Annotated in this window: 8 protein-coding genes; 3 read left to right on the top strand and 5 right to left on the bottom strand. The window is 72.8% G+C overall.

Annotated elements, in window-relative coordinates; all coding sequences use genetic code 11:
- Positions 1-96: 96 nt before the first annotated feature.
- The gene (locus tag ABH937_RS00355; RefSeq protein WP_370216712.1) at positions 97-4,356 is read right to left on the bottom strand and encodes a hypothetical protein; all 4,260 of its coding nucleotides are present in this window, start codon (positions 4,354-4,356) and stop codon (positions 97-99) included.
- 352 nt (positions 4,357-4,708) lie between these two features.
- On the opposite strand from ABH937_RS00355, the gene ABH937_RS00360 reads away from it, so the two are divergent.
- Positions 4,709-5,692 (top strand): Gfo/Idh/MocA family protein, encoded by a 984-nt coding sequence (locus ABH937_RS00360; RefSeq protein ID WP_370216713.1) that lies wholly within the window; start codon positions 4,709-4,711, stop codon positions 5,690-5,692.
- A gap of 81 nt (positions 5,693-5,773) precedes the next feature.
- Here the strand turns inward: ABH937_RS00360 and katG are convergent, their stop codons facing one another.
- On the bottom strand, positions 5,774-8,005 hold the full coding sequence (katG, locus tag ABH937_RS00365) for a catalase/peroxidase HPI (RefSeq protein WP_370216714.1): 2,232 nt from the start codon (positions 8,003-8,005) through the stop codon (positions 5,774-5,776).
- Between the two features lie 309 nt (positions 8,006-8,314).
- Between katG and ABH937_RS00370 the strand changes: the two genes are divergently transcribed.
- Positions 8,315-8,725, top strand: a complete 411-nt coding sequence (locus tag ABH937_RS00370; protein WP_280694316.1) for a transcriptional repressor — start codon at positions 8,315-8,317, stop codon at positions 8,723-8,725.
- Positions 8,726-8,799: 74 nt separating this feature from the next.
- On the opposite strand, the gene ABH937_RS00375 is transcribed toward ABH937_RS00370, so the two are convergent.
- The 3 genes from ABH937_RS00375 to ABH937_RS00385 are packed head-to-tail and all read right to left on the bottom strand — an operon-like array spanning position 8,800 to position 12,022.
- Complete coding sequence (locus ABH937_RS00375) at positions 8,800-9,663, bottom strand: hypothetical protein (protein WP_370216715.1); 864 nt, start codon at positions 9,661-9,663, stop codon at positions 8,800-8,802.
- Positions 9,660-11,540, bottom strand: coding sequence for a GMC family oxidoreductase (locus tag ABH937_RS00380; RefSeq protein WP_370216717.1), 1,881 nt, complete (start codon positions 11,538-11,540; stop codon positions 9,660-9,662). Before ABH937_RS00380 ends, ABH937_RS00375 begins: the two co-directional genes overlap by 4 nt.
- The gene (locus ABH937_RS00385) at positions 11,537-12,022 is read right to left on the bottom strand and encodes a hypothetical protein (protein WP_370216718.1); all 486 of its coding nucleotides are present in this window, start codon (positions 12,020-12,022) and stop codon (positions 11,537-11,539) included. The genes ABH937_RS00380 and ABH937_RS00385 overlap by 4 nt, the downstream gene beginning before the upstream one ends.
- Positions 12,023-12,388: 366 nt before the next feature.
- On the opposite strand from ABH937_RS00385, the gene ABH937_RS00390 reads away from it, so the two are divergent.
- A complete protein-coding gene (locus ABH937_RS00390; protein WP_370216719.1) occupies positions 12,389-13,993 on the top strand; it encodes a flavin-containing monooxygenase in 1,605 nt (534 codons plus the stop codon).
- The last annotated feature ends 33 nt before the right edge of the window (positions 13,994-14,026 follow it).

Below are 14,026 nucleotides of genomic sequence, written 5' to 3' on the forward strand. Positions count from 1 at the left end.
TACGTCCAGTACGAGGACGACTCGAGCGCACGCCCAGCCGGGCGCCCAACGCCGCGGGCTCATCCGAAAAGATCCGCCGTACAGGCCCTAGGCCTCTTACGCGTGTCGACCGAAGACGGCGATGTCCCGGCCGAACGCGCAGGCGAGCCATTCGACGTCGGACAGGGCCAGTGCCGAGCACTGGGCCGGCAGGTCGAGCACGTCCACCGGTGCCAGGCCGAGGAGGTCCCAGAACCGCACCGTGTGGTCGTCGGAGCCGGTGACGGCGACGGGGCGCCCGTCCAGCACCGCGCACGCCACCGCGGTCACCTTGCCGGTGTGACCGGTGAGCGGCCGGCCGATCGGCTTGCCGGCCGCCAGGTCCCACAGCCGCACCGTGTGGTCCTCGGAGCCGGTGACGGCCACCGGACGCCCGTCCAGCACCACGCACGCCACCGCGATCACCTTGCCGGTGTGACCGGTCAGCGGCCGGCCAACTGGCTTGCCAGCAGCCAGGTCCCACACCCGCACCGTGGCGTCCCAGGAACCGGTGACCGCCACGCGCCGCCCCTCCAGCACCGTGCACGCCAGCGCCGCCACCGCGTTGGTGTGACCGGTCAACGGCAGACCGATGGCTCGACCAGCTGTCAGGTCCCACACCCGCACCGTGGCGTCCCAGGAACCGGTGACGGCCACCGGACGCCCCTCCAGCACCGTGCACGCCACCGCCGCCACCGCGTTGGCGTGGCCGGTCAACGGCAGACCGATGGCTCGACCTGCCGCCAGATCCCACACCCGCAGGGAGGAGTCGATGGAGCCGGTGACCGCGACCGGCCTGCCGTCCAAGCTGGTGCACGCCGCCGCCGTCACCATGTCGGTGTGACCGGTGAGGGGTTGGCCGATCGGCCGGCCTGCGGCCAGGTCCCACACCCGCACCGTGCGGTCCCAGGAGCCGGTGACGGCCACCGGACGCCCGTCCAGGACGGTGCACGCCGCCGCGGTCACCGTGTCGGTGTGACCACTCAGCGGCTGCCCCAACGGCCGGTCCACGCCCAGGTCCCACACCCGCACCGTGCAGTCCTTGGAGCCGGTGACCGCCACCGGCCGCCCGTCCAGCACCGTGCACGCCACCGCGGTCACCGTGTCGGTATGGCCGTTCAGAGCCTGGCCCACGGGCTGACTAGCCGTCAGATCCCAGACCCGCACCGTGCAGTCCTCGGAGCCGGTGACCGCCACCGGGCGTCCGTCCAGCACCGTGCACGCCACCGCCGCCACGATGTCGGTGTGGCCGGTGAGGGGTTGGCCGATCGGCCGGCCGGCGACCAGGTCCCAGACCCGCACCGTGCGGCCCCCGGAACTGGTGACCGCCACCGGGCGCCCGTCCAGCACGGTGCACGCGACATCCACCATCCCCCTGGTCTGGCGCAGGGGTTGGCCGAGGGGTTCGGCGGTGGTCAGGTCCCACATGCACACGGCGTCATAGGAACCGGTGACGGCGACGACGACGGGGCGGCCGGCCAGTTCCGTGCACGCCACCGCCCGCACCCCACTGCCGTGCCCGCTCAACGGCTGCCCGACGGGCTGCCCGGTCGCCAGATCCCACACCCGCACCGTGCCATCGTAAGAACCGGACACCGCCACAGGCCGCCCACCAAGTTCCGCACACACCACCGCCCGCACCCCACCACCGTGCCCACTCAACGGCTGCCCGACCGGCTGACCCGTCGCCAGATCCCACACCCGCACCGTGCCATCGTAAGAACCGGACACCGCCACAGGCCGCCCACCAAGTTCCGCACACACCACCGCCCGCACCCCACCACCGTGCCCACTCAACGGCTGCCCGACCGGCTGACCCGTCGCCAGATCCCACACCCGCACCGTGCCATCGACCGAGCCGGTCACGGCCACCGGGCGTCCGTCCACGACGGTGCACGCCACCGCGGTCACCGCGTCGGTGTGTCCGCTCATGGTGTTGCACAGGGCGGCGGACACGGTGCTGCCGGTGGCGTGCCGCGGCACCCAACCGCCTGGAGGGGCTGGTCTGTTGAGCGTGTTGAGCAGGCTTGGATGGTTGTAGCGGGCGGCGTCCAGCGCCAGGATCCGGCGGCGGCGACCGGGCGTCGTGGTGCGGTGCGTACCGATGGAGCTGCGGTAGACGGCCGCGGCCAGCCGGGCGGGCTCGGCCTGGGCGGCGTGCAGATGGGGGACGAGTCCGTCCGGGTCGGCGTGCACCAAGTAGCCGGTATCCGTGACGGCCGCGTCGAGAACCCCGCCCAGGGTGGCGTGGCCGGCCAGGTACCGCAGGACGTAGGGGTGGGCGCGGGACCAGTCCGGTGTGCCGTCGGCGCCGTAGGGGACGTGGTCGGTCAAGGTGCGGGCGAAGGCCGCGTGAACGGCGGTGTCGTCGGCGCCGCTGCGCAGGTGCTCCGCACGGAGGTGTTCGGCCAGCGCCTGGTGGTAGAGGCGGTAGGCGGAGCGGCCGTCCGCGACCGCCTCGACGACGTAGGCGCCGGCCTTCTCCCGCAGCCAGCTGATGTCCGCGTCGGTGTAGTGACGACCGCTGATGCCGCCGGCCAAGGCCGCCCACAGGTCCTCCCAGGGCAGGCCCTGGCCCTGGGCGTAGGCCAGCGGGCGCAGCAGGTCGGCCGCGCGAGCCGCGTCCGGCCCCAGACGCACCGTCAGGTCCTTCGCCATGGCCTCGTCCGCGTGCCTGGGCAGGCTCCGGTGCCAGGCGGGGTCGTGCAGGTCGGGGAGCTCGGGCACGGCCGCCAGCGTGCCGGCTGCCAGGCGGGCGACCAGGAACGAACGGCCCGCCGTGGCGGCGACGGCGACGGCGACCTGTCGGGTCAGGACCGGTTCGCAGCTGCGGTACGGCGAACCGGCGTGGGCCTGCAGCAGGTTGCGGACGGTGTAGGTCAGGACGGCCTCGGGGTCGGCGTAGCGGCCGGCGTCGAGGTCGATCTGCTGGTCGCGGGGCAGGCCAAGCCGGGGCAGCAGGTGCGGTCGGGTCCCCAGGAGCAACCGGATGCGGCCGTCCGCGTGAGCGATCAGGGGGCGCAACACCCCGGTGCACAGGGTGTCGGGGCTGTCGGCTTCGTCGAGGCCGTCGATCAGCACGGTGAGCGGCCGGCTGCGGCCGTCGAGCGCCGCGAGGAGTTCGCCGACCGTGGCCGCCCGGACCCGGACGGCTGCGGCGAGCGCGTCGAGGACCTGCTGGTCGGTCAGGGTCCGTGCGTAGACGGCGAGATCGACCAGCCGGGCCGACTCGACCGTCGGTTGCCCCAGGCCGAGCGAGTGGACGGGGACGGCGTGGCGCAGCACGGGATGCGCGAGGGCGGCGATGACTCCCAGGACGGCGGTCTTTCCCGAGCCGGGGCCCGCGGTGACGGCCAACGCGGGGCGCGAGAAGGCGGATCGGGGCGAGTCGGCGAGCCAGTCGGCGAGGTCGGCCAGGGCGGTGCGGCGGCCCGCGAACCACCAGCCCGAGCCGGTGCCGTGGTGGCCCGTGGCCCGGACCAGCAGCCGGGTGCTCAACTCGACGTCCCGCAGGTCGGCCTGGCGCTGCCAGGCGGCTTCCTGACGGACGGCCAGGTCCACGGCGGTCGGCTGCGGTTCGTCGCTCGGCCGCGCTTCGCGGCGCGGGTTGGGCAGGAACGGGGGGACTGCCCCGGTGAGGCCGACCTGGGTGAGGCCGATCCGCTGGCACCCGGGGGCGGCGTTCATCCGCTGCACGACGGCTTCCAGCGCCAGGGTGGCCGGTGCGTGGCCGGCGACGGCCAGGTCCTCGGCTGCCTCGCGGAGCAAGCGGGGGAAGGCCCCGGTCCGGGCCTGCTCCAGCGGCTGCGCGGAGGAGACGATCGCCAGGCCGGAGCCGGGCGTCGCACCCCAGCGCCGGCTCATCCGCTCCAGTGCCGAGGCGGTCAGCTCGTTGCCGCCCTGACCCGAGTAGCAGGTGTCCAGCATGAGCAGCAACCGGCGCACCCGGGTACCGGTGAGCATCTTGCGGGCCAGGGTCTCGGTCGGCAGGGCGTCGGCGATGTCGTCGGGCTCGCTGTCGTGGGTCAGCAGGACGTGGCCGCCGCCCTCGTCCTCGTCCAGCACCTCGCCGTGGCCGGCGACGTACACCGCGATCAGGTCGTCCTCGCGGCGTTCCGGAGACTTGCAGAACAGCCTCAGCTGCTCGGTGAGTTGATGCTCGGTCGGGTTCAGTCCCAGGTCGCTGACGTGCTGGTAGCCGAACCGCTGCGTGAAGAGGTCGATGACCTCCTGGCGGGCCTCGACCAGGCCGGGGCGGTCCCAGTCGGGCTCGTTCTTGTAGTGAGCGGTGGCGGTGGCGATCAGGAACCGGCGCGGCCCGACGGGCTCGGCGGCCATCCGCATCACCCGCGCCACAGTCCAACCCCCTACTCGACAGATCACCTGGAGCGCAGACCACTTTAGAGCCCGGTAGGACGATGCGGATCACCAGACCATGACGTCTGGCGTACGGGGCCGCCCGCCCGGCAGAATGCGGCTAGGGCCTGTACGGCGGATCTTTCCGGGCCCGCGACGCCGGGCATCCCGGCTGGACGCACGCCCGAATCGCCCAAGTACGTCCAGTACGAGGACGACTCGGGCGCACGCCCAGCCGGGCGCCCAACGCCGCGGGCTCATCCGAAAAGATCCGCCGTACAGGCCCTAGGGCCTCTCCCGTTCCGCACCGCGCAGACCCCGTAAGGGATTTCCCATGACGCAGCTCCGTATCGGTGTCCTCGGCGCCGCCCGTATCGTCCCCATGGCGCTGGTCCGGCCTGCGGCCCGGGTGCCGGAGGCCGTGGTGGCCGCGATCGCGGCCCGGGATCCGCAGCGGGCCCGCCGGTTCGCGGCCAAGCACGGCATCGCCACGGTCCACGACGGCTACCAGGCGCTGGTGGACGACCCGGAGATCGATGCGGTCTACAACCCGCTGCCGAACGCGCTGCACGCCGAGTGGACGTTGAAGGCGATCGCGGCGGGCAAGCACGTGCTGTGCGAGAAGCCGTTCACCTCGAACGCGGCGCAGGCGCGCGAGGTGGCCGACGCGGCGGCGGCCGCCGGCCTGGTCGTGATGGAGGCGTTCCACTACCGCTACCACCCGCTGGCCGCCCGGATGCGCGAGATCGTCGACAGCGGCGAACTGGGCCCGGTGCGCTCGATCGAGGTGGCGATGTGCTTCCCGCTGCCGAGCTTCGATGACATCCGGTACAGCTATCCGCTGGGCGGCGGCGCGCTGATGGACGCCGGCTGCTACGCGGTGAACTGCCTGCGTCTGCTCGGTGACGGCACGCCCGAGGTGACGACCGCCCGGGCCAAGCTGCGCGGACCGGACATCGACCGGGCGATGACCGCCGAACTGCGGTTCCCGGACGGGTCCGCCGGGCGGATCACCGCGTCCATGTGGTCGGCGAAGGTGCTGGACATCAGCGTCCGGGTGGTGGGTGACCGGGGCGAACTCAAGGTCGTCAACTTCGTCGCCCCGCAGATCTACCACCGCCTGTCAGTGCGGACCGCCGCCGCGCGGCGCCACGAGCGGGTGCGGGGCGAGCAGACCTACACCTACCAACTGCGCGCCTTCGCCGACGCGGTGCTGCGCGACGGTCCGGTGCTGACCTCGGCGGAGGACGCCGTGGTCACCATGACCCTGATCGACGAGATCTACCGCGCCGCCGGGATGCGCCTGCGCGGGGCGTGATCGTGCCCTGTTCCGGAAAGCAGTCCGGAAGCGTCCAGGCCGGCCCTCGCGGGCCGGCCTGGACGCTTGCACCACGAGTGATCAGGCGAGGTCGAACCGGTCGAGCTCCATCACCTTGGCCCAGGCGGCGACGAAGTCGTTGACGAACTTCTCCTCGGCGTCATCGCTCGCGTAGACCTCCGCGACCGCGCGCAGCTCGGAGTTCGAGCCGAAGACGAGGTCGGCGCGGCTGCCGGTCCACTTGACCGCCCCGGTGGCGGCGTCGCGACCCTCGAACGTGTGCGCGTCCTCGGACGTCGCCTGCCAGGTCGTGCCCAGGTCGAGCAGGTTGACGAAGAAGTCGTTGGTCAGCGACCCGGGGGTCTTGGTGAAGACGCCGACCGGCGACTGCTGGTGGTTCGCGCCCAGCACGCGGAGGCCGCCGACGAGGGCCGTCATCTCCGGGGCGCTCAGGTTCAGCAGGTTCGCCCGGTCGATCAGCAGGTACTCGGCCGGCAGCCGGGTGCCCTTGCCGACGTAGTTGCGGAATCCGTCGGCGGTCGGCTCGAGCGCGGCGAACGACTCCACGTCGGTCTGCTCCTGCGACGCGTCCACGCGGCCCGGCGTGAACGGAACCTCGACGTCGAAGCCGGCGTCCTTGGCGGCCCGCTCGACGGCCGCGCCGCCGGCGAGCACGATCAGGTCGGCGAGCGAGACCTGCTTGCCGCCGGTCTGCGCGGCGTTGAAGGTCTGCTGGATCCCCTCCAGGGTGCGCAGCGCCGTCGCCAGCTGGTCGGCGTCGTTGACCTCCCAGCCGCGCTGCGGCTCGAGGCGGATGCGCGCACCGTTGGCGCCACCGCGCTTGTCGCTGCCGCGGAAGGACGAGGCCGCCGCCCACGCGGTGGCCACCAGCTGGGAGACCGGCAGGCCCGAGGCGAGGACCTGACCCTTGAGGGAGGCGACGTCGCCGGCGTCGATGAGCTCGTACGTCACCGCGGGCAGCGGGTCCTGCCACAGCAGCGTCTCGGTCGGGACCTCGGGGCCGAGGTAGCGCGCCACCGGGCCCATGTCGCGGTGGGTCAGCTTGAACCACGCCCGGGCGAAGGCGTCCGCGAGCTCCTCGGGGTGCGCCAGGAAGCGGCGCGAGATCTGCTCGTAGGCCGGGTCGAGCCGCAGCGAGAGGTCGGTCGTCAGCATCGTCGGCGCGTGAGTCTTCGACGGGTCGTGGGCGTCGGGGACGGTGCCCGCGCCGGCGCCGTCCTTCGGCTTCCACTGGTACGCGCCGGCGGGGCTCTTGGTCAGCTCCCACTCGTAGCCGAACAGGGTCTCGAAGAAGCTGTTGTTCCAGGTCACCGGGGTCGGCGTCCAGGCACCCTCGAGACCGCTGGTGATCGCGTCGGCGCCCTTGCCGGTGCCGAAGCTGCTCTTCCAGCCGAGGCCCAGCTGCTCGAGCGGGGCGGCCTCGGGGTCGGGGCCGACGTGGTCGGCCGGGCCCGCGCCATGGGTCTTGCCGAAGGTGTGACCGCCCGCGATCAGGGCGACCGTCTCCTCGTCGTTCATCGCCATCCGGCGGAACGTCTCACGGATGTCGCGGGCCGCGGCGATCGGGTCCGGAGTGCCGTTCGGGCCCTCCGGGTTGACGTAGATGAGGCCCATCTGGACCGCGCCCAGCGGGTCCTCCAGCTCGCGGTCGCCGGTGTAGCGCTCGTCGCCGAGCCAGGTGGTCTCGGGACCCCAGTAGACGTCCTCGTCGGGCTCCCAGACGTCCGCCCGGCCACCGCCGAAGCCGAAGGTCTCGAAGCCCATCGACTCCAGGGCGACGTTGCCGGCGAGGATCATCAGGTCGGCCCACGAGAGGTTGCGGCCGTACTTCTTCTTGACCGGCCACAGTAGGCGGCGGGCCTTGTCGAGGCTCGCGTTGTCCGGCCAGCTGTTCAGCGGGGCGAAGCGCTGCTGGCCGGCCCCCGCACCGCCGCGGCCGTCGCTGATCCGGTAGGTGCCCGCGCTGTGCCACGCCATCCGGATCATCAGCGGGCCGTAGTGGCCGAAGTCGGCCGGCCACCAGTCCTGCGAGGTGGTCAGCGTCTGCGCGATGTCGCGCTTCACGGCGGGGAGGTCCAGGCTCGTGAACGCCTCGGCGTAGTCGAATTCCTCGCCGAGCGGGTTGGCCACGGCGGGGTTCTTGGCGAGGATCTTCAGATTGAGCCGATCCGGCCACCACTGGCGGTTTCCGCCGCCCTGAGTCGGGTGCGGGGCCCGCCCGTGCGCGACCGGGCAACCTCCCGCGCCCTCCGCCTTCGCGTCTGTGACGATTGCATCATGGTTCTCAGACATGGGATTCCTTCCGGACCAAGCGGATCATGGTGCTCAGTAACTGCGGACGGTGGAGCAGTCGGGGCACAGGACGCAGTATGTGACTCGGCCTCGTCGATCGAGCGGAACCGGGCCGTACTGTCGTCCGGTCCGCTGCGGGGGTGCCGTGCTGGTGCCGTACTGGAGTCTTCCTACCCCTTGGCTATCGCCAAAACCGATCCTACGATTGACCGAGTCCAAGTCAAGAAGAGCGTCAACTCCATACCTCATCGGAAACCGGACAGTACTGGTAGGGACAGCCGTCCACCGGACCTGAATAGGTGAGCTGATATGAGTGACCTGCTGGAGCGACTGCGGAGGCGTGGCTGGCGGATGACCTCCCAGCGGCGTGTCGTGGCGGAGGTGCTCGACGGCGACCACGTGCATCTCACGGCCGACGAGGTGCACGCCCGCGCGGCCCGGCGGCTGCCCGAGATCTCCCGCGCGACCGTCTACAACACCCTGGGCGACCTGGTCTCCATCGGCGAGGTCACCGAGGTCTCGACCGACGGCCGGGCCAAGCGCTACGACCCCAACGCGCACCGCCCGCACCAGCACCTGGTCTGCTCCAACTGCGGCACCATCCGCGATGTCCACCCGACCGGCGATCCGCTGGCCGACCTCCCGGCGGAGGAGCGGTTCGGTTTCACCGTGTCCGAGGCCGTGGTCACCTACCGGGGGCTGTGCGCGGCCTGCGCCTGACCGGGGCCTGATGAGGACAGCGGTCCGGCCGGCCCTGGCGTGGCAGACCGCCGGGACCGGCCGGACGGCTTCGCTCAGCGGGGCTGGCGGCTCGGCAGGTAGTAGGGGTGGTTGTGGGCGGCGACGGGCGCCGACTGGTAGGTCCAGGCGGCCACCGCGGGCGCCCGCCCGATCAGGGTGCTCAGGTGTTCGCCGATCTCTGACGCCTCGTCATGCACCGTGAGCAGCACCCGCTCAGCGTCCTGCGCCGCCAACGGGTGGTACTGGTAGGGCTGGTAGACGTTCATCGGGCCGGCCAGCGGGCGCCCGTCCGGATCGGTGCCGTAGCCGGTGATGGGCGTGTTGTTGACCGGCGTGCGGGCCAGTCCCGCGAGGTCGGCGTGGAAGGAGAACAGGCCCTCGGGCCGGCGGTCGAGACCGTCGCCGCCCTCGGTGAACGCGGCCCGCTTGCAGGTCACCGACCACGCCTCGCCCGCCGGGCCGTTGAGGGAGGGCATGGTGGACTCGAACCAGGCCGGGTACTTCGGCTCGCCGTAGAGCCTGGTGCCCGCGTCGATGGCCAGCGGGTTGTCGCAGAGCACGTGCAGCCGGGCGATCCCGAGGAGCTTGGTCTGGTCGCGGCCGTCGGCGAACTGACGGTACGTCAGGCGCGCCAGGCGATCGGCGCAGGCGGTGGGATGGGCGATGACGCTGAACTCCACCTCCTGGGTGATGCCGGCGCCGTTCGCGTACTGGGCGAAGTACAGCTGGTAGTTGAGCGTGGCGCAGGCCCGGCCGTCGAACTCGGCGAGCGTCAGGTCGGGATGGCGCTTGGCGAGCAACTCCCGCGCCGGGGTGGGGTCGACCAGGTAGTCGAGTCCGATGTTGTGCAGGGCCCCGTAGTGGAACGGGAGTTGGTAGGGAGCAGCGACGGGCGGCAGGGTCAGGTCGGGGTTCATCGGGCGGGTTGCTCCTCGCTGGGGATGTCCCCGGCCGACGGCTGGGGGAGGGTGACGGCACGGCGGGCCCGGGTCAGGTCGCGGTCGATCTGCTCGGCGCTGCGCAGGGTGAGGGCGGCCATGGTGAGGGTGGGGTTGGAGGTGCCCAGCGAGGGCATGCTGCCGCAGCCCACGGCATAGAGGTTGGGGTGGTCCCAACAGCGCTGCCAGGAGTCGACCACGGAGTCGGCGGGGCGGTGGCCCATGACGTGCGTGCCGCCGCCGTGGCCGGCGCCCCGGTAGACGTACGGGCGGCCCTGGTACTCGAACCAGCCCGGTGTGCTCGGCCCGGGCAGGTAGGCGGTGTGGTCCTCGGCGCCGAGCAGGGCGAAGATCTGGTCGGAGACCGCCTTGGCGGCCGCCATCCCGGCCTTGACGTGCTCGGACAGGTCGTAGGCGAGCACCGGACGCGGGTTGCCGAGCTGGTCCCGGTGGCGGTGGTCGAGGGTGACGCGGTTGCCGGGCTCGGCGCTCTGCTCCATCTCGAACTGCAGGGCGAACTGGCGGCCCACCCGGTCGCCGAGCACCCGGCGCAGGTCCTTTCCGAAGAGCCCCAGCCCGTTCGGTGCGGCCGGGTCGCCGGTGCCCAGGACGGCCGCGACCTCGTCGTCGGGCGGGGCGGCCGCCCAGCCCCAGCCCCAGTTACCGATCTCGATCCGGAACGGCGCGCGGTCCGCCCGGGTGGGTCCGAAGCGGAAGCCCTCCAGTCCGGAGGTGGAGCCCGGGCCGCGGTAGGCGCCGATCGGCTGCGGCATCAGGCCCCAGGTGAGCAGGACCGGATGGTCCATCAGGTTGCGGCCGACCTGGTCGCTGGAGTTGGCCAGGCCGGAGGCGAGCAGCAGCCGGGCGTTCTCGATCGCGTGCGCGGCCAGCACGACGATCTCGGCGTGCGCCGTGTGCACGGTGTGGGCGGCGCGGTGCGGGTCCTGGTAGCGCTGGTACTCCACGCCCACGGCCCGGCCGCCGGAGTCCACCAGGACGCGGCTGACCACGGCGCGGGTGAGCAGGGCGACGGACGGCGCCCAGCGGGCCTGGGTCCGCGCGGGGGTGTACTTCGCACCGGTCGGGCAGACCGGGATGCAGCTGGCGCTGCCGGCGCAGGCCGGTCCGTACGCGCTGCTCGGCTCGCTGTTGCGCCCGTGCGGCGTGCCCACCACGCGAAGCTCGGTCGGGCCGGGCGCGGTCGGATCCTTGACCTTCCGGCCGTCCAGCCGCGCGGCCAGCACCCGGTCGAGGTGGCTGGCGGGGATCGGGGCCATCGGGAACGCGTAGCCGTCGGCGAACGGCAGGCCGACCGCGTCCCGCTGTTCGGCGACATCGGCGGCGACCCCGATCTCCCGCTCGGCCGCCCGGTAGTAGGGCTCCAACTCCGGGTAGCCGATGGGCCAGTCGCGGCCGTAGCCGAAGTCCTCGGTGTGGAAGTCCTCCGGGTGCATGCGCGGGGTCAGCCCCGTCCAGGCGGTTCCGGTGCCGCCCTTGACCCGCAGGTAGCCGCTGGCGTACGGCAGCGGGCCGCGCTGGACGAAGTACCCGTCGGCGCGGAACCCGCCGCCGGCCAGACCCGCGAGGTCCAGCACCTCGGGCGAGGGGACCAAGGCGTTGCCGGCGATGGCGGCGCTGGGCACCTTCGCGAGCGCCCGCTGGAACCTCGCGACGTCGGCCTCGTGCCCGCCGGCGGCCCCGTGCTCGCCGGCCCGGTCGCTCGCGCCGACGCCGGCCTCCAGCACCAGGACCCGGCGTCCCCGCTCCCCCAGTCGCTTGGCCAGCAGTGACCCGGCGATGCCGGCCCCCACCACGATCACGTCGTACCGCTCAGGGCGGGCTGTCTCCAGGCTCACCGTCGCGCTCCTTCCACGGTCGCGGCGCGGTCGGCCCTAGCCGGCGAAGGCTGGGCCGGCGCTGGCGGTTCGGCCGCCGGTGGCGGTTCCGCCGGCGCCGGCGGTTCGGCCCAGCTGCCGAAGCCCGGCGCGTGCGTGCCGGGCGCGTGGCTGCCCATGGCCCGCCACAGCAGCCCCTGCGCGTACGCCGCCGCCGACGGCCGCACGGGCGCCTGGTCGCCCGGCTGCCCAGGGAGCCCCGGCCACACCCCCAGGTACCAGAGGTGGCAGAGCGCCCGCGCGACCTCCAGCAGTGCCGGATCGGCCAGGCCCCGCGGATCGCCACCCGCCTCGGCCAGCGCCTCGGCCAGGCGCCCCAGCGTGGTGTCGCCGAGTTGCCGGAGCACCAAGGCGCGGTAGGTCTCGACCATCCCGGTCTCGGCCAGCTCCGCCGCCTCGAAGCCCGTCAGCGCGACCGACAGTCGCACGAAGTCCGCACCCACGCCCCAACTCCCCCCTGCGGCCGGGCTCCGACTGCGAGTCCCGGATCATGGTCATGCCATGGTGATCCCTCAGTGATCCCTTCCTCGGAAGCGCCGGCTTCATGCATGAACCCGAGCCCTGGATCAACTGGCGCTCGCGGAGCCCGAGGTGACGCCGCGTTCGACGGCGGCCTCGCGATCCGAGGGTGACCTCCGGGCCCTCGCTCCCGTTCTTCAGGCGTGACTCCGGCGGCAACTCGCCGGAGTCACGCTCAGCCGAGCTGCCACCGGAGTGGCTCGCTCGGCAGCGCACACCGAACGCGACGGAGAGACGGCCCAGATGAGCGAGACCCAGCTGACCGCGACGAACGCCACAGGACCGGAACTGTGATCCCGGCGCAGGCCACTCGGCCGAGCGAACGCGTGGACGCCGTGGTCGTCGGCGCCGGGTTCTCCGGCATCGGCGCCGCCATCCGGCTGCGCCAGGCCGGATTCCGCAACGTCGTCGTCCTGGAGAAGGCGTCGCAACTCGGCGGCACCTGGCGGGAGAACACCTATCCGGGCTGCGCCTGCGACGTGCCCTCGACGCTCTACAGCTACTCGTTCGCCCCGGACACCGCATGGAGCAGGATCTTCGCCGGACAGCGCGAGATCCACGCCTACCTGCGGGCGACGGCCGAACGGCACGGGATCGACGAGGTGTTGCGCTGCGGAGTGGAGGTCCGGGGAGCCCGGTGGGATCCGGCGGCCGGGTGCTGGCGGCTGGAGACCAGCGACGGGCCCTACAGCGCCGCCGTCCTGGTCCTGGCCACCGGGCCGTGGCACCTCCCGCGCGAGCTCGACGTCCCCGGCGTCGAGGAGTTCGACGGGCCGGTCCTGCACACCGCCCGGTGGGACGAGAGCATCGATCTGACGGGCCGTCGGGTGGCCGTGGTGGGCAGCGGCGCCTCCGCCGTCCAACTCGTCCCGGCCATCGCGGATCGGGCAGCGGCCGTGCACCTCTTCCAGCGGACCGCCCAGTGGGTCCTGCCCAAGCCCGATCTGCCGGTACCCGCGGCGGTCAACCGGCTGCTGGACCGCCTGCCCGGTGCCCGGCGCGCCCTGCGCGCCGGGCAGTACGCCTTGCAGGAGGGCTTCAACTACGCCTTCCGCCACCCCCGGCTCGCCCGCCTGCTCGAGGTGGGAGCCCGCGCACAGCTGCGGCTCGCGGTCCGCGACCCGTTGCTGCGCCGGGCACTCACCCCGGACTACCGGCTGGGCTGCAAGCGGCTGCTGACCTCCAGCACCTTCTACCGCGCCCTGGCCCAGCCGCACGTCCGCCTGCACCCCACCGCCGTTGCGGCCGTGCACGGCAACGAGATCGTCGGCGCCGACGGCACCGCGGTCCAGGCGGACGTCCTCATCACGGCCACCGGCTTCCGGATCGGCGAACTTCCGCTGGCCCAGAGCCTGTACGGCCTCGACGGCCGGACCCTGGGCGCAGTCTGGGACGGCGAGCCGCAGGCGTACCTGGGCACCACCGTCACCGGCTTCCCCAACCTGTTCCTGCTGCTGGGGCCCAACCTGCTCGGCGGCTCCACCTCCGCGATCACCGTCCTGGAGGCCCAACTGAGCTACCTCACCGCTGCCTTGGCCCAGCTCGACCGGCGAGAGCGGCAGGCCCTGGAGATCGACGCGGCCACCCAGGCCGCGCACAACGCCGCGGTGCAGGAGGCGTTGCGGACCACCGTCTACAACTCCGGTGGCTGCAGCAGCTACTACTTCAGCCCGAGCGGGCGCAACACCTTCGCCTGGCCGTGGTCCACCGGGCAACTCGTGCGCCAACTGGGCCACTTCGACCCAGCCGCCTACAACTGGCATGCGGCGACCGGACCCGCGCCGCTGCCCGCGGTGGCCCTGCCCGCTGTGACGCTGCCCGCTGTGACCCTGCCCGCTCCGGGCAAGGCACCGGACGACAACCGGACGGCTCCGGCCCGGGGAGAGCCGCGGTGACATGCGGCCGGCCCACCCGCGCGAGAATCCGGC

Source organism: Kitasatospora sp. GAS1066B (assembly GCF_041262605.1).
Classification (GTDB): domain Bacteria; phylum Actinomycetota; class Actinomycetes; order Streptomycetales; family Streptomycetaceae; genus Kitasatospora.

Coding starts and splice junctions, on each gene's coding strand:
- ABH937_RS00355 (WP_370216712.1), bottom strand. CDS start 4,356: ATGGCCGCCGAGCCCGTCGGGCCGCGCCGGTTCCTGATCGCCACCGCC.
- ABH937_RS00360 (WP_370216713.1), top strand. CDS start 4,709: ATGACGCAGCTCCGTATCGGTGTCCTCGGCGCCGCCCGTATCGTCCCC.
- katG (WP_370216714.1), bottom strand. CDS start 8,005: ATGTCTGAGAACCATGATGCAATCGTCACAGACGCGAAGGCGGAGGGC.
- ABH937_RS00370 (WP_280694316.1), top strand. CDS start 8,315: ATGAGTGACCTGCTGGAGCGACTGCGGAGGCGTGGCTGGCGGATGACC.
- ABH937_RS00375 (WP_370216715.1), bottom strand. CDS start 9,663: ATGAACCCCGACCTGACCCTGCCGCCCGTCGCTGCTCCCTACCAACTC.